The sequence below is a fragment of the Streptomyces sp. NPDC006294 genome (assembly GCF_042870895.1).
Classification (GTDB): domain Bacteria; phylum Actinomycetota; class Actinomycetes; order Streptomycetales; family Streptomycetaceae; genus Streptomyces.
Map to the genome: position 1 here is coordinate 448,781 of NZ_JBIAHV010000003.1, position 15,032 is coordinate 463,812.

The 15,032-nt window shown below is 71.8% G+C and carries 15 protein-coding genes and 1 pseudogene; 11 read left to right on the forward strand and 5 right to left on the reverse strand.

Annotation, left to right across the window (positions count from 1 at the left end):
* The first annotated feature begins 10 nt into the window (after positions 1 to 10).
* Positions 11 to 2,176 (forward strand): MMPL family transporter, encoded by a 2,166-nt coding sequence (locus ACFYOP_RS07635; protein ID WP_356896442.1) that lies wholly within the window; start codon positions 11 to 13, stop codon positions 2,174 to 2,176.
* A gap of 175 nt (positions 2,177 to 2,351) precedes the next feature.
* Here the strand turns inward: ACFYOP_RS07635 and ACFYOP_RS07640 are convergent, their stop codons facing one another.
* Positions 2,352 to 2,693 carry an SsgA family sporulation/cell division regulator gene (locus ACFYOP_RS07640; RefSeq protein ID WP_356896444.1) on the reverse strand — a complete coding sequence of 114 codons (342 nt, stop codon included), beginning with the start codon at positions 2,691 to 2,693 and terminating at the stop codon, positions 2,352 to 2,354.
* Positions 2,694 to 2,860: 167 nt separating this feature from the next.
* Between ACFYOP_RS07640 and ACFYOP_RS07645 the strand changes: the two genes are divergently transcribed.
* From ACFYOP_RS07645 to ACFYOP_RS07675, 7 genes and pseudogenes are all read left to right on the forward strand, one after another.
* A complete protein-coding gene (locus ACFYOP_RS07645; protein WP_356896446.1) occupies positions 2,861 to 3,973 on the forward strand; it encodes an energy-coupling factor ABC transporter permease in 1,113 nt (370 codons plus the stop codon).
* A gap of 12 nt (positions 3,974 to 3,985) precedes the next feature.
* Positions 3,986 to 4,747, forward strand: coding sequence for a cobalt ECF transporter T component CbiQ (gene cbiQ / locus ACFYOP_RS07650; protein ID WP_356896448.1), 762 nt, complete (start codon positions 3,986 to 3,988; stop codon positions 4,745 to 4,747).
* Entirely contained in the window at positions 4,744 to 5,526 is a 783-nt protein-coding gene (locus ACFYOP_RS07655; RefSeq protein WP_356896450.1) for an ABC transporter ATP-binding protein, read from the forward strand. Before cbiQ ends, ACFYOP_RS07655 begins: the two co-directional genes overlap by 4 nt.
* Positions 5,527 to 5,528: 2 nt before the next feature.
* Positions 5,529 to 6,026, forward strand: a complete 498-nt coding sequence (locus ACFYOP_RS07660; protein WP_356896535.1) for a MarR family transcriptional regulator — start codon at positions 5,529 to 5,531, stop codon at positions 6,024 to 6,026.
* Between the two features lie 118 nt (positions 6,027 to 6,144).
* On the forward strand, positions 6,145 to 6,606 hold the full coding sequence (locus tag ACFYOP_RS07665; RefSeq protein WP_356896452.1) for an organic hydroperoxide resistance protein: 462 nt from the start codon (positions 6,145 to 6,147) through the stop codon (positions 6,604 to 6,606).
* A gap of 55 nt (positions 6,607 to 6,661) precedes the next feature.
* Positions 6,662 to 7,852 carry a serine hydrolase domain-containing protein gene (locus ACFYOP_RS07670; RefSeq protein ID WP_356896453.1) on the forward strand — a complete coding sequence of 397 codons (1,191 nt, stop codon included), beginning with the start codon at positions 6,662 to 6,664 and terminating at the stop codon, positions 7,850 to 7,852.
* Positions 7,849 to 8,079 (forward strand): annotated as a pseudogene (locus ACFYOP_RS07675) (SDR family NAD(P)-dependent oxidoreductase); the annotation flags it as partial. The gene ACFYOP_RS07670 and the pseudogene ACFYOP_RS07675, both read left to right, overlap by 4 nt.
* 144 nt (positions 8,080 to 8,223) lie before the next feature.
* Here ACFYOP_RS07675 and ACFYOP_RS07680 read toward each other — a convergent pair.
* On the reverse strand, positions 8,224 to 9,870 hold the full coding sequence (locus ACFYOP_RS07680; RefSeq protein WP_356896455.1) for a penicillin-binding transpeptidase domain-containing protein: 1,647 nt from the start codon (positions 9,868 to 9,870) through the stop codon (positions 8,224 to 8,226).
* A gap of 154 nt (positions 9,871 to 10,024) precedes the next feature.
* Between ACFYOP_RS07680 and ACFYOP_RS07685 the strand changes: the two genes are divergently transcribed.
* Positions 10,025 to 10,801, forward strand: a complete 777-nt coding sequence (locus tag ACFYOP_RS07685) for a DUF817 domain-containing protein (RefSeq protein ID WP_356896457.1) — start codon at positions 10,025 to 10,027, stop codon at positions 10,799 to 10,801.
* A gap of 16 nt (positions 10,802 to 10,817) precedes the next feature.
* Here ACFYOP_RS07685 and ACFYOP_RS07690 read toward each other — a convergent pair whose 3' ends face one another.
* The 3 genes from ACFYOP_RS07690 to ACFYOP_RS07700 are packed head-to-tail and all read right to left on the reverse strand — an operon-like array spanning position 10,818 to position 13,421.
* Positions 10,818 to 11,234 carry a VOC family protein gene (locus ACFYOP_RS07690; protein ID WP_356896459.1) on the reverse strand — a complete coding sequence of 139 codons (417 nt, stop codon included), beginning with the start codon at positions 11,232 to 11,234 and terminating at the stop codon, positions 10,818 to 10,820.
* Between the two features lie 5 nt (positions 11,235 to 11,239).
* Positions 11,240 to 11,665: a helix-turn-helix transcriptional regulator gene (locus ACFYOP_RS07695; protein ID WP_356896461.1), complete on the reverse strand. Its 426-nt coding sequence runs from the start codon at positions 11,663 to 11,665 to the stop codon at positions 11,240 to 11,242.
* A gap of 34 nt (positions 11,666 to 11,699) precedes the next feature.
* Entirely contained in the window at positions 11,700 to 13,421 is a 1,722-nt protein-coding gene (locus tag ACFYOP_RS07700; protein ID WP_356896463.1) for a phospholipid carrier-dependent glycosyltransferase, read from the reverse strand.
* A 62-nt stretch (positions 13,422 to 13,483) separates the two neighbouring features.
* Between ACFYOP_RS07700 and rsmI the strand changes: the two genes are divergently transcribed.
* A complete protein-coding gene (rsmI, locus tag ACFYOP_RS07705) occupies positions 13,484 to 14,362 on the forward strand; it encodes a 16S rRNA (cytidine(1402)-2'-O)-methyltransferase (RefSeq protein WP_356896465.1) in 879 nt (292 codons plus the stop codon).
* 131 nt (positions 14,363 to 14,493) lie between these two features.
* Positions 14,494 to 15,015, forward strand: a complete 522-nt coding sequence (locus ACFYOP_RS07710) for a hypothetical protein (RefSeq protein WP_388451047.1) — start codon at positions 14,494 to 14,496, stop codon at positions 15,013 to 15,015.
* Positions 15,016 to 15,032 lie beyond the last annotated feature (17 nt).

The following is a 15,032-nucleotide window of genomic DNA, read 5'->3' on the forward strand; positions in this document are numbered from 1 at the left end:
AGTAGCCCTCGTGGCCACGTTTCTCTACAAACTCGGACGGTCCGCCTTCAGGCGACGCCGCCTCGTCGCCCTGCTGTGGGTGGCGCTGCTCGCGATAGCCGGGGTCGGTGCGGCCACCGCCCCCACCGCCACCTCCTCGTCCTTCTCCATCCCGGGGACGGAGGCCCAGAAGGCCTTCGACCTGCTCGAGGAGCGCTTCCCGGGAGGCAGCGCCGACGGCGCCACCGCCCGGGTCGTCTTCAAGGCCCCCGACGGCGAGAAGATGACCGACGCGGGCCACAAGGCCGAGGTGGAGAAGGCCGTCTCCGAGCTGAAGGGCGGCTCCGGCCAGGTCGCCTCCGTCACCGACCCGTACGCCGTGCGGGCCGTCTCGCAGGACGGCTCCACCGCGTACATCTCGGTCACGTACAAGGTCAGCGCGATGGAGGTGACCGATGAGACGCGCGAGGCGCTCAAGGAGACGGGTGCCGGGGCGCGCGACGCGGGACTGACGGTCGAGATCGGCGGTGACGCGCTGCAGACGATGCCGGAGCAGGGCCTCGGCGAGGTCATCGGCGTGGTCGTCGCGGGCATCGTCCTGGTGATCACCTTCGGTTCGCTGGTCGCCGCCGGGCTGCCGCTGCTCACCGCGATCATCGGTGTCGGCATCGGCATCTCCACGATCACCGCGCTGGCGAACGTCCTCGACCTCGGCTCCACCACCTCGACCCTCGCGATGATGATCGGCCTCGCCGTCGGCATCGACTACGCGCTCTTCATCGTCTCCCGCTACCGCGCCGAACTCGCGGAGGGCCGGGAGCACGAGGAGGCCGCCGGGCGGGCCGTCGGCACCGCCGGCTCCGCGGTCGTCTTCGCCGGTCTGACCGTCGTCATCGCGCTGGTCGGCCTCGCCGTCGTCAACATCCCGATGCTCACCAAGATGGGCTTCGCCGCGGCCGGCACCGTCGTCATCGCCGTCCTGATCGCGCTCACCCTGATCCCGGCGCTGCTCGGCTTCGCGGGCAAGCGGGTGCTGGGCCGCAAGGTCCGCAAGGGCGAGCCGGTCCCGGACAAGCCCAACGCCGGAACCCGCTGGGCGCGCCTCGTGCTGCGCCGTCCGGTGACCGTGCTGCTCGTCGGTGTGCTGGGCCTCGGCGCCATCGCCGTGCCCGCCGCCTCGCTGGAGATGGGCCTGCCCGACGACGGCGCGAAGCCCACGAGCGCCACCGAGCGCAAGGCGTACGACCTGCTGTCCGACGGTTTCGGGCCCGGCTTCAACGGCCCGCTGCTGGTCGTCGTCGACGGCGGCAAGAGCGCCGCGGACCGCACGGCCGACGTGATCAAGGGCCTCGACGGCGCCGCCGCCGTCACCCCGCCGACGCTCAACAAGGCCGGCGACGCCGCGATGATCACGGTGATCCCCAAGGACCGCCCGTCCTCGGTCGAGACGGAGGACCTGGTCCACGACATCCGTGACCGCAGCGGTGACGAGGTGCTCGTCACCGGCGCCACCGCCATGAACATCGACTTCTCGCAGAAGATGAACGACGCGCTGCTGCCCTATCTCGCGCTCGTCGTCGGTCTCGCCTTCCTGCTGCTGATGCTGGTCTTCCGGTCCGTCCTGGTGCCGCTCAAGGCCGCCCTCGGCTTCCTGCTGTCGGTCGTCGCGGCGCTCGGCGCGGTCGTGGCCGTCTTCCAGTGGGGCTGGCTGGGCTCGCTGTTCGGAGTCGAGCAGACCGGCCCGATCATGTCGATGATGCCGATCTTCATGGTGGGCGTCGTGTTCGGTCTGGCCATGGACTACGAGGTCTTCCTGGTCACCCGGATGCGGGAGGCGTACGTGCACGGCGAGCGGCCCGGCGAGGCGATCGTCACCGGTTTCCGGCACGGGGCCCGGGTGGTCACCGCCGCCGCCGTCATCATGATCGCCGTCTTCTCGGGCTTCATCGGGTCCAGCGAGCAGATGGTCAAGATGATCGGCTTCGGTCTCGCGATCGCCGTCTTCTTCGACGCGTTCGTGGTCCGGATGGCGATCGTGCCCGCCGTGCTCGCGCTGCTGGGCCACAAGGCCTGGTGGCTGCCCCGCTGGCTCGACCGGGCGCTGCCCGACGTCGACGTGGAGGGCGAGAAGCTCCGCAAGGAGCTCGCGGAGGGCCGGGGCGACCAGGACGAGGACCGCGAACTGGTCCGCGTCTGAGATTCCGAAGACCCCGGGGGTCCCCGGTGGCGCGGCACGGCCGCGTCATCGGGAGAGCGGGCCCCCGGCGTCCGTGACGGCAGCGTGGGGACGGGGACCGGCACGGGACAGCGGCCGTATCCGCCGGGCATGGGGCCGGCGGATACGGCCGCCTTGTGCAGGTGCGGGGCGTGCCTCAGAGCGCCGGGGTCGCCACCGCGTAGGTGTGCCGGAGGAACCGGATCAGCGTCTTCGCGTCGAACTGGACGACGGCGACGCCGTCCGACGTGTGGAACTCGATGATCGCCTGGACCCGGCCGCACGGCCAGATGCCGATGTCGCCGTCCCTGGCCGGCTGGCGCAGCCCCGATTCGAGGAGCTCGCGCGGGAAGGTCCACTCCCTGCCGCTGGGGAAGGCGAAGCTGACGGCTCCGGGGTCCTCGGCGGGGTCGTACGTCAGGAAGACCCGGACCGGCCGGTGCTGAGGAGCGTCGGTGACGATCCGGCCACTTGCCTGCTCTTTGACGGCGTGCGACATCGGCAAGCTCCTCACCTTCATCCTCTTTGTCTCTAATGTCCCATATTTCGGGAGTGGTGCTCCGTCTTCAGGTGTCGGCTCAGGTGTGAACCATGCGCTCTTGCAAGTCGTTCGCAGCCGGCCACTATCATTGAGCAGTTGTTCGTCTGTCCGAAGCGGAGCTCTCCATGCATGTCCCCGACGGATTCATCAATGCGCCCGTCTCGGTGGCCGCCGGGGTCGTGGCCGCCGGAGCGGTCGCCGTCAGCCTCCGCGGCGCCCGCCGCGAGCTGGGCGGATCACCGGCCGCGCTGCCCGGCGCCGACCGTACGGCGCCGCTCGCGGGCCTGGTCGCCGCGTTCGTCTTCGCCGTGCAGATGCTCAACTTCCCCGTCGCCGCCGGCACCAGCGGGCATCTGCTCGGCGGTGCGCTGGCGGCCATCCTCGTCGGGCCGTTCACCGGCGTGCTCTGCATCGCGGTCGTGCTGCTGATGCAGGGCATCCTCTTCGCGGACGGCGGCCTCACCGCGCTCGGCGTCAACATCACCGTCATGGGCGTCGTCACCGTGCTCGTCGCGTACGGCCTCTTCCGCGGTCTGGTCAAGGTCCTGCCGCGCACCCGCCGCTCGGTGACCGGCGCGTCGTTCGTCGCCGCGCTGGTCTCCGTGCCCGCGTCGGCCGCCGCCTTCACCCTCGTCTACGCGGTCGGCGGGGTCACCGAGGTCCCCGTCGGCTCGGTCCTCACCGCGATGGTCGGCGTCCATGTCCTCATCGGCGTCGGCGAGGCCGTGATCACCATGCTGACCGTGGGCGCCGTCGTCGCCGTGCGGCCCGACCTCGTGTACGGGGCCCGCGGCCTGTCCGTGCCGCTCAAGCTCCGCGTCGGCGGCGAACTGGTGGACGCTCCCCCTACGGCCCGGCGGCCGTGGGAGGTGCCCCCAGCCGCGGAGCCCGTGCCGGCCGCCGCCCGGTCACCGCGCCGGCTGTGGCTGGGCGGCCTGGTCACCAGCCTCGCCCTCGCCGGCTTCGTCTCCTTCTACGCCTCCGCCAGCCCCGACGGCCTGGAGAAGGTCGCCTCCGACAAGGGCTTCGACAAGTCGGCCGAGGAGCACGCGGCCGCCGACTCCCCGCTCGCGGACTACGGCGTCAAGGACATCGGGGACGAGCGGCTCTCCGGCGGCCTCGCCGGGGTGATCGGCGTCGGCGCGACCGTGGCCGCCGGCAGCGGCGTCTTCTACGTGGTGCGCCGGCGGCGCGGCGACGACGCCAGGCCCGAATCCGTCCAGAGCTCCGTCGGATAGGCGGCCGCCGACATGGGCGCGGGACACGCGCACAAGCTCTACCGCCACGGCCACTCGCCGGTGCACGCGCTGCCGGCGCACTGCAAGCTGCTCGCCGTCCTCTGCTTCGTCCTGGTCGTCGTCTCCACCCCGCGGGAGGCCGTCTGGGCCTTCGGGCTGTACGCGGTGCTGCTCGGCGCGGTCGCGGCCGTGGCGCGCATCCCGGCGGGCTTCCTGCTGAAGCGGCTGCTGATCGAGATCCCGTTCGTGGCCTTCGCGCTGCTGATGCCCTTCGTGGTGCCCGGCGAGCACACCGAGGTGCTGGGGATCTCCCTCTCCGTCCCCGGCCTGTGGGGCGCCTGGAACATCCTCGCCAAGGGGACGCTGGGCGTCGCCGCCTCCGTGATCCTCGCCTCGACCACCGAGCTGCGCTCGCTGCTGCTCGGCCTCCAGCGGCTGCGGCTGCCGTCGCTGCTGGTCCAGATCGCCTCCTTCATGATCCGCTACGGCGACGTCATCGCCGACGAGATGCGCCGGATGTCGATCGCCCGCCGCTCGCGCGGCTTCGAGGCGCGCGGCGTGCGCCACTGGGGCGTGCTCGCCAAGTCCGCCGGCGCGCTGTTCATCCGCTCCTACGAGCGCGGCGAGCGGGTGCACCTCGCGATGGTCAGCCGGGGCTACACCGGGACGATGCCGGTCCTCGACGAGACGCGGGCGACCCGGGCCCAGTGGTCCTCCGCCGCCGCACTGCCCGTGACCGCGCTCGCGGTCTGTCTGCTGGGATGGACGCTATGACTGCCCGTACCGACTCCCCGGAGGGCACCCCGCCCCCCTCCCTCGACGTGCGCGGGCTCGCGTACGCCTATCCCGACGGCCACCAGGCCCTGTTCGGCGTCGACCTGACCGTCGGACGCGGCGAACGGGTCGCCATCCTCGGCCCCAACGGCGCGGGCAAGACCACGCTCGTCCTGCACCTCAACGGCATCCTGACCGGCGGCGTCGGCTCCGTCGCCGTGGCCGGGCTGCCCGTCGGCCGCAGGAACCTCGCGGAGATCCGCCGCCGCGTCGGCATCGTCTTCCAGGACCCGGACGACCAGCTGTTCATGCCGTCGGTCCGCGAGGACGTGGCCTTCGGCCCGGCGGCGGCCGGGATGCGCGGCGCCGAGCTGGAGGCCCGCGTCATGACCGCGCTGGAGCGCGTCGGGATGGCCGCCTTCGCCGACCGGCCCCCGCACCACCTGTCCTTCGGGCAGCGCCGCCGGGTCGCCGTCGCGACCGTGCTCTCGATGGAGCCGGAGATCCTGGTGCTCGACGAGCCCTCGTCCAACCTGGACCCGGCCTCGCGCCGCGAACTGGCCGACATCCTGCGCTCCTTGGACGTCACCGTGCTGATGGTCACGCACGACCTGCCGTACGCCCTGGAGCTGTGCCCCAGGTCGGTGATCCTCAGCGACGGCGTGATCGCCGCCGACGGCCCCACCCAGGAACTGCTGGGCGACGACGAGCTGATGCGCGCGCACCGGCTGGAGCTGCCCTTCGGCTTCGACCCGAGGTCCGTGACAATAGGCGCGTGAACATGGAGCGCGGACATGAGGACCGGAGCGGGGCGGCGGCGACAGCGTCCCTGCTGCTCGACGACCAGCTGTGCTTCGCGCTGTACGCGGCGCAGCGGGCGGTCACGGCCGCCTACCGGCCGCTGCTCGCCGAGCTCGGCCTGACCTACCCGCAGTACCTCGCGATGCTCGTGCTGTGGGAGCGCGGCGAGATCCCGGTCAAGGAGCTGGGCTCGGCGCTGCGGCTCGACTACGGCACGGTCTCGCCGCTGCTCAAGCGGCTGGAGGCGGCGGGCCTGGTGCGGCGGGAGCGTTCGGCGGCCGACGAGCGCTCGGTGCGGCTGGTGCTCACGGACGAGGGGGAGGCGCTGCGGGAGCGGGCCGGGAAGGTGCCCGAGCAGCTGCTGGTCAGCACCGGTCTGGAGGGGCCGGAGATCGTCCGGCTCCGCGCCGACCTGCACCGGCTGGCGGAGACGGCCGCGAAGGCCACACCGGAGCAGCAATTGGCTACCCCGGAGTAATAAAGCCGTCCGGCCTCCGATACGTTGTGCGCGATGTAAATTCCGTTATTCCGCGAAGAAACCACGCGCCGGGCCACGCGATGCGGATCCGCCGGCGCACGCACCTCGGGGACGCAGCATGAGCGAACAGGCCGTCGACACGAACGACTCGGTGGACACCCGCCCGACCAAGATCATGTACGTGGCGGAGGCCACCGCCCACGGCGGCCGCGACGGCTATGTGACCAGCCACGACGGGCAGATCGAGCTACGGGTGGCCATGCCGCCCGCCCTCGGTGGCGACGGCCGCGGCACCAACCCGGAACAGCTCTTCGCCGCCGGCTACAGCGCCTGCTTCCACAACGCCCTGGTGCTCGTCGGCCGCCGCGCCGGCCTCGACCTCAGCGGCTCGACCGTCGCCGCCAAGGTCGGCATCGGCCCCAACGAGGCGCGCGGTTACGGCCTCGCGGTGGCTCTCAACGTCTCGCTGCCGCTCGTCGACCAGGACCTCGCCTCGCGGCTCGTGGGCGCCGCCCACCAGGTCTGCCCCTACTCCAACGCCACCCGCGACAACATCGACGTCTCCATCGTGCTCAGCTGACCGCCCCGGCCGCCCCGGGCGCTCGGTGGTCTGCACCACGTTGCACCATGGGGGGATGGATCGCAGCGAAGGAGCAGACGTGGTGGACGTCCGGGGCACGGTGGCGGACGGCTTCGAGGCGGTCGCGGACGCCTTCGCGCGGAACTTCGAACAGCGGGGCGAGCGCGGCGCGGCCGTCGCCGTCTACCGGGACGGGCGCAAGGTCGTCGACCTGTGGGCCGGCGCCCGGGACGTCGACGGGCACGAACCGTGGGTGCTCGACACCGCGCAGGTCGTCCGCTCGGCCACCAAGGGCATTGCCGCGGCCGTCGTCCTGCTGCTCCACCAGCGCGGCCAGATCGACCTGGACGCCCCGGTCGGCACGTACTGGCCCGAGTTCAAGGCGGCCGGCAAGGAGCGGGTCCTCGTACGCCACCTGCTCTCCCACCGCGCCGGACTGCCGGTGCTGGACCGGCCGCTCACCCCGGCCCGGGCGCAGGACGGCGTCAGCGGACCGGCCGCGCTGGCCGCGCAGGCGCCCGCGTGGGAGCCCGGCGCCGAACACGGCTACCACGCGCAGACCTACAGCTGGCTCATCGGCGAACTGGTGCGCCGCGTCACCGGACGCACCCTGGGCCGCTGGGTCGCGGAGGAGATCGCCCGCCCCCTCGGCCTCGATCTGTGGATCGGGCTGCCCGCGGAAGAGGCCCACCGGGTGGGGCGGCTCGGGCAGATCACGGAGCCGCCGACCGCCGAGGGCGGCGGGCTCAAGCTGCGGCCCAAGCGGGCCGTGGCCGAGGCGTACCGCGACCCCGGTTCGCTGACCCGCCGCGCCTTCGAGGCCATCGACCCGCTGCCCGACGAGAACGACCCGGCCTACCGGGCCGCCGAACTCCCGGCGTCCGGCGGGATATCCACGGCCCGCGCGCTCGCCCGTTTCTACGCCGCGACCATCGGGGCCGTCGACGGCGGGCCCCGGCTCTTCGCCCCGGCCACGCTCACCCTCGCCCGCACCGAGGAGTCCGCCGGACCCGACCGGGTCCTGGTCGTGCCCACCCGCTTCGGACTCGGCTACATGCTGCACGGTCCCGCGTCGCCGCTGCTCGGCCCCGGCTCCTTCGGCCACCCCGGCCGCGGCGGCTCCCTCGGCTTCGCCGACGGCGAGTCGGGCATCGCGCTCGGCTACACAACGAACGGGATGCGCAAGGGCGTTACCGCCGATCCCCGTGCCCAGGCGCTGATCCGGGCGGTACGTTCGGCCCTATGACACGTTTCGAGGGCTGCGGCGCACTGGTCACGGGCGGGGCACGGGGCATCGGCGAGGCCACGGCACGGCGGCTGGCGTCCGAGGGCGCCCGGGTGCTCATCGCCGACGTCGGCACTCAGGCGGCCGAGGCGGCCGCGGCCCGGATCGAGGGCGCGGCCCTCGTCCGCTGCGACGTCGGCGACCGGGCGTCGGCGGAGGCGGCCGTCGCGTACGCGGTGGAACGCTTCCGGAAGCGGCGTACGGGGACGTCGAGGCCGAGCTCGCGCAGGGCCTCGGCGAAACGGGGATGCGCGCCGGCGGTGTCGTGAGTGCTCATGGCCCGCACGCCGGCGGGGCCGTGCGGGCCATGAGCACTCATTGACCCCAAAGGGTCAGCGTGCGTTCAGCACCTGTGCGACCGTCTCGCCCGCCTTGTCGCCGCCGTGCCCGCCGGACTGCACGACCGCCGCCGCGGCCAGGTCGTCGGCGTACCCGGTGAACCAGCTGTTGGAGTCGCCCTGGCCGTCCACCTCGGCCGAGCCGGTCTTCGCGCCCTTGTCCCCGCCGACGGAGGCCATGGCCCCGACGGCGGTGCCTTTGCCGGCCGTGGCGGCGCGCATCATCTGCCGCAGCGAGGCGGCGATGCCGTCGGGCAGCCGCGTGGCTTGGGCCAGTTCACGGTTGTCCAGACTCTTCGGAACGATGATCGGCTGCTTGAACCCACCGTTTTTCGCCGTCGCGGCGATGGACGCCACATTGAGCGCGTTCATCTGGATCCGGCCCTGGCCGATGTACGACGCGGCGGTCTCGGAGCCCGTGGACTCCGGCACCTTCCCGTCGACGGTGACGACGCCCGACTGCCAGTTGAGACCTATGCCGAAGTACTTGCGGGCGGTCTCGCCGAGCGCGGTGCCCGCGACGCCCTTGGCGCTGAGCGGTTTGACCGGCTTGATGAAGGTGGTGTTGCAGGAGCGTGCGAAGGCCTCCTGGAACGTCGCACCGGGAATCGAGAAGTCGTTGAGGTTGTGGAAGACGCGCTCCCAGGGGACCGTCGACGGGCACTCGACCGGCGAGTTCGGCCCGTTCACCAGGCCCCGGTCCATCATCATCGCCGCCGTGACGATCTTCATCGTGGACCCGGGAGCCTGGGCGCCCTGCAGCGCCGGGTTGAACTCGCCGGTCTTGGTGTTGGCGACCGCCTTGATCTCACCCGTGCTGGGCTGGATCGCCACGACGGACGCCGCGGAGTACTTCTTCACGGCCTTCTCCGCGGCGGCCTGGACCCCCGCGTCGAGGGTCGTGCGCAGGGTGCCCGCCTTGCCCTCGCTCAGTGTGAGCAGCGTCCGGTCCGGCACGCCCTCCGACGCGGAGGTGATCGCCAGCTCGATCCCCGGCGTGCCGCCCACGTCGGCGCCGTACTTCTTGCGCAGCTGGTCCAGGACCGGGCCGAGCGAGGGGTACTTCTCCCGCGTCAGCTCGACACCGTCGTCGTCCACCGCCTTGATCTGCGGGGCCGACGCCTCCGACGTCACCAGCGACGTGCCCTCCGTGAGCTCCGGGTGGACCACGGACGGCTGCCAGTCCACCAGCGCCTTCCCCGTCGTCACCCCGCGGACCACGGTCAGTGAGGAGGCGTACGACCAGGGGCTGCTCTTCCCCTGGTAGCTCACTGTTCCCTTGACCGTGAACGGCACGTTCGCGCCCATCGCCGGACCGGGCTCGATGACCGCGTCGGTGACGTGGGCCTTCTCGCTGAAACCGGTCAGCAGCGGTTCGGCCGCTGCCTGGTTGTTCGTCAGCTGCGCCGCTTCGAGGCCCCTGCCCTCGGCCCAGGCGGTCAGGAAGTCCTTCGCGGTCTGCTCGATCTCGTCCGCGCTCGGCGGTCCGGTTCTCTTCTCCGTCGACTCCGACTTGGTGCTGGAACCGCTCCCACCGGAACCGGTCAGCCCGTTGTACAGGTTGTAGCCCCCGTATCCGACGCCGCTCGCGACCACCGCGAAGACGCCGCCGACGATGGCGACCTTTGCTCCACTGCGCATGAACGCAGCCCCCTCCCCAGAGTTGCATGCCCTTGAACGCGTTCAAGGGCATGAGTCAGGGCAAACTTTACGTGACAGGAGTGTCGGAGTCTGCGGTCGTTATCGGACCGGGACGCGGCCGAACCGGACAGGCGCCGCAGGCGTCCCAGCACCCATGGGAACCCTCTCCTACTGGATACGCCAGCTGCTCCGCTTCGGGCTGCTCGAACTGCGCTGCTGCGCCTTCGCCATGGCCCTGATCGGCGGCATCGCCGTCTCCACCGCCTTGCCGCAGCTGCCGATCGCCCGCTACGACCTGCTGCTGGTCTACGGCGTCGGACTCGCGGTACTCGCGAGGAAGGCCGGCTGGGACAGCGCCCGCGACACCGCGGTGATCGCCGCGTGCCATCTGATCGGACTGCTCTTCGAGCTGGTCAAGGTGCGGATGGGCTCGTGGAGCTACCCGGAGGAGGCGGTGACCAAGATCGCGGGGGTCCCGCTGTACGGAGGCTTCCTCTACGCGGCCGTCGGCAGTTACGTCTGCCGCGCCTGGCACCTGTTCCAGCTGCGCCTGGACGGCTACCGGCCCGGGGCCATGGCGGTCCTGGCCGGCGCCGTCTATCTGAACTTCTTCACCCACCACTGGCTGCCCGACGCCCGCTGGATACTGGCGGCGCTGCTGCTCTGCGCGACCGCGGGCACGTGGGTGCGGTTCAGGGTGGGGGATCGGGACCACCGGATGCCGCTCGCCCTGTCCTTCGTGCTGATCGGGTTCTTCCTGTGGATCGCGGAGAACATCTCCACCTACGTGGGCGCCTGGAGCTACCCGGACCAACTGGGCGGCTGGCAGCCGGTGTCGGTGGCCAAGTTCGGCGCGTGGGCCCTGCTGATCACGGTCACCTTCGTGATGGTGGCCAGGTCCCGCCCCGGCCACCGGCCACAAAGCGCGTAGCCGTACGGCCCCGCGCTCACCGCCCGCGGGGCTGGCTGAAGCGCAGCATGTTGCCCGACGGGTCGCGGAAGGCGCAGTCGCGGACGCCGTACGGCTGGTCGACCGGCTCCTGCAGCACCTCGCCACCCGCCGCGCGGATGCGCTCGAAGGTGGCGTCGCAGTCCTCGGTGTCGAAGATGACGCCGCGCAGCAGGCCCTTCGCCATGAGCTCCGCCATGGCCTGCCGGTCGGCCTGCGAGGCGTTCGGGTCGGCCACGGGCGGCTCCAGGACGATGTTCACCTCCGGCTGCGAGGGCGACCCGACGGTCACCCAGCGCATCCCCTCGAACCCGACGTCGTTGCGCACCTCCAGGCCCAGTACGTCCCGGTAGAAGGCGAGCGCCTTGTCGTGGTCGTCGACGGCGATGAAGCACTGTGCAAGCTTGATGTCCATGCGTTTCACGCTACGGGTGGGGGAGCCGGTCCCGCTTCTCCGTTCCTGACCGGTCGCGTGTGGATCTTCGCGATGCAGGCCGGGACGGCGGCGCCGCTCTCATGGTCGCGGGCCCGGTACGAGCTCGGGCTCTCGCCGACCAGCTCGGTGAACCGCGAGCTGAACGACCCCAGCGACGTACAGCCGACCGCGAAGCAGACGTCCGTCACCGACATGTCGCCCCGCCGCAGCAGCGCCTTCGCCCGCTCGATCCGGCGCGTCATCAGATAGCTGTACGGCGTCTCCCCGAACGCGGCGCGGAAGCTGCGGGAGAAATGGCCCGGCGACATGAGGGCGAAGCGCGCCAGCGCCGCGACGTCGAGCGGCTTCGCGTAGTCGCGGTCCATCAGGTCACGGGCCCGGCGCAGCCGGACGAGGTCCTCCAACGTCACCCGATCACCATCCCACAGCGCCGCCCACCACGGTCTAGACCCAGGTGTCCAGCCACATGCGGCCCCGCCACTCGTCGACCGGGATCGGGGTGCCGGTGTAGATGGGCCAGAAGTAGATGAAGTTCCAGATGATCAGCAGCACCAGCACGCCCGCGCCGATCGCGCCGACCGCGCGGCGGCGTTCGTCGGAGCCGGGTGGGCCGAGGATCGCGCCGATCATCATGGCCACCGCAAGACACAGGAACGGGACGAACACGACCGCGTAGAAGAGGAAGATCGTGCGTTCCTGGTAGTGCAGCCACGGCAGCCAGCCCGCCAGGATGCCGCACAGGATCGCGCCCGCCCGCCAGTCGCGGCGGAAGAGCCAGCGCCAGGCGAGGTAGCAGATCGCGAAGCAGGCGGCCCACCACAGGAGCGGGGTGCCGAGGGCCAGGACCTCGGAGGCGCACTTGTCGACCGTGTCCGTCGGGCAGCCGTCGACGCCGGGCTTCGGGTCCTCGTAGTAGTACGAGACGGGGCGGCCGAGGACCAGCCAGCTCCAGGCGTTCGACTCGTAGGTGTGACCGGAGGTGAGGCCCACATGGAAGTCGAACACCTGGTTCTCGTAGTGCCAGAAGCTGCGCCACCAGTCGGGGAAGAGCCAGCTCCAGTTGCTGTCCCTGCCCGCGCCGGTGGACGCCCAGTCCCGGTAGTAGCCCTTGTCCGTGACCAGCCAGCCGGACCACGAGGCCATGTACGTCGCGAAGGCGACCGGGACGGTGGAGACGAACGCCGGCACGAGGTCCTTCTTCAGGACGGCCAGGTACGGGCTGACCGCGCCGGCGGTGCGGCGCGAGCCCACGTCCCACAGCACGGTCATCAGCCCGAACGCCGCCAGGATGAACAGGCCGTTCCACTTGGTGCCGGCCGCCAGCCCCAGCATCACCCCGGCCGTCAGCCGCCACGGCCGCCGGCCCAGGCGCAGCGTCTCCGCCACCCGCGCGTCCGGCCGCAGCGTGCCGTCCGCCGCCACGGGCAGCGCCGCCGCGAGCCGCGACCGGGCCCGGTCACGGTCGAGGACCAGCGCCCCGAAGGCCGCCAGCACGAAGAACATCAGCACCAGGTCGAGCAGCGCGGTGCGGCTCATCACGAAGTGCAGACCGTCCACGGCCAGCAGCAGCCCCGCGAGACAGCCCAGGAACGTCGAGCGGAACAGCCGCCGGCCGATACGGCAGAGCATCAGCACGGACAGCGTGCCGAGCACGGCGACCATGAACCGCCAGCCGAAGGGGGTGAAGTCGAACAGCCACTCGCCGAGGCCGATCACCCACTTGCCGACCGGCGGGTGCACCACATACCCGGGATCGGTGGGGACCGCGACGGCCGAGGGGTCGGCGAGGATCGACTTGTCGACGTCCTTCGGCCAGCTCCCCTCGTACCCCTGGTTGATCAGCGCCCAGGCGTCCTTGGCGTAGTACGTCTCGTCGAATATCACCGCGTGGGGCCGGCCCAGGTTCCAGAACCGCAGCACCCCCGCGACCAGCGCGACCAGCAGCGGCCCGCCCCAGGCGGCGGCGCGCAGCAGCGGCCCGGCGGCCTGCGGCGGGATGCCGAACACCTGCCACACCTGCCGGGTGTACGGCGGCACCAGGCGGTCCCGCAGCCCGATCACTGGCCGGGGCGCGTAGCCGAAGCGGCGCAACCGCCTCTCCCAGCCGGGCGGCTGCTGGTCGGCGTCGTCCTTGCCCCGCAGGGGCTGTGGCACGGTACTGGTCACCGCGCCATCGTAAGGAACACGGCTGTGCGATCGGTGCTCCACGTCCTGGGAGGATGGCGTGTGTGACTGGAACGCTGGTACTCGCAGGGACCCCCATCGGCGACGTGGCGGACGCGCCGCCCCGGCTCGCCGCCGAGCTCGAGGGCGCCGACGTCGTCGCCGCCGAGGACACCCGGCGGCTGCGCCGGCTCACCCAGGCGCTGGGGGTGCACACCAAGGGAAGGGTCGTCTCCTACTTCGAGGGGAACGAGGCCGCCCGCACGCCGGAGCTGGTGGAGGCGCTGGCCGGCGGGGCCCGGGTGCTGCTGGTGACCGACGCGGGCATGCCGTCCGTGTCCGATCCCGGCTACCGGCTGGTCGCCGCCGCCGTGGAGCAGGACATCAAGGTCACCGCGGTGCCCGGCCCCTCCGCCGTGCTGACCGCGCTCGCCCTGTCCGGGCTGCCCGTGGACCGCTTCTGCTTCGAGGGCTTCCTGCCGCGCAAGGCGGGCGAGCGGCTCGGCAGGCTCCGCGAGGTCGAGCGCGAGCGCCGCACCCTCGTCTACTTCGAGGCCCCCCACCGGCTGGACGACGCGCTCGCCGCCATGGCCGAGGTCTTCGGACCGGACCGCAGGGCCGCCGTGTGCCGGGAACTGACCAAGACGTACGAGGAAGTGAAGCGGGGCGGCCTCGGCGAACTGGCGGCCTGGGCGGCCGAGGGCGTACGCGGCGAGATCACCGTCGTCGTCGAGGGCGCGCCGGAGACCGGGCCCGAGGAGCTGGACGCCGAGGAACTGGTGCGCCGGGTGCGGGTGCGCGAGGAGGCGGGGGAGCGGCGCAAGGAGGCCATCGCGGCCGTCGCCGCCGACGTGGGGCTGCCCAAACGCGAGGTGTTCGACGCGGTCGTGGCGGCGAAGAACGCGGCACGCCCGGCGTCCGGCGAGGGTAAAGGTCTATCGTAAAAGGCAAAGCGCAGACCGTGTGCTGCCCTGTTTACGTATGGAAAAACCAAAGACCGCACAATCAATCGACAGGCGCTGATGCGCTCCCGCCCGAAAAGGCGTCCACTGGACCCAGGTGGAGAGGAGCTGGCATGAGTGAGACCACAGGCGCTGCCAAGGTCCATGAGGCGTATTCCTTTGCCTGCATGCGCTGCGGGCACGGGTGGGAGCAGTCCTACGAGATCGAGCACCACACCGACCCGGCGGGCGGTGACTTTGTCGTGTACAAGGCGGACGGCAAGCGTGTTCCGTCCCCCCTGTCCAGCCCGACCTGCGCCAACTGCGGCGGACACGTCGTGCGGATCATGCGGGCGGGACGGGTCTCCACGGTGCGGACCCTGATGGGGCTGGGCGAGAAGGACGGCGACTCGCCCGTGTCAGCCGTCTCCCCGGCGGGTCCGGTGGCACCGGTGACGCCTCCCGCGGCGTCCGCGCCGGAACCGGCCGAGGGCGGATCCACAGAGGCCGGGTCCGCCGAGGGCGGAGCGACCGCCGACGGGTCGACCATGGACCGTGAGGCCGAGGCCAAACGGGCGGAGGGGGCGGAGGGGGCGCCCGAGGACGGTCACTGGCACCTCTCCCATCTGCTGCACCCCTTCCACCACCGCAAATGATCCGCCGGGCGCGGCTT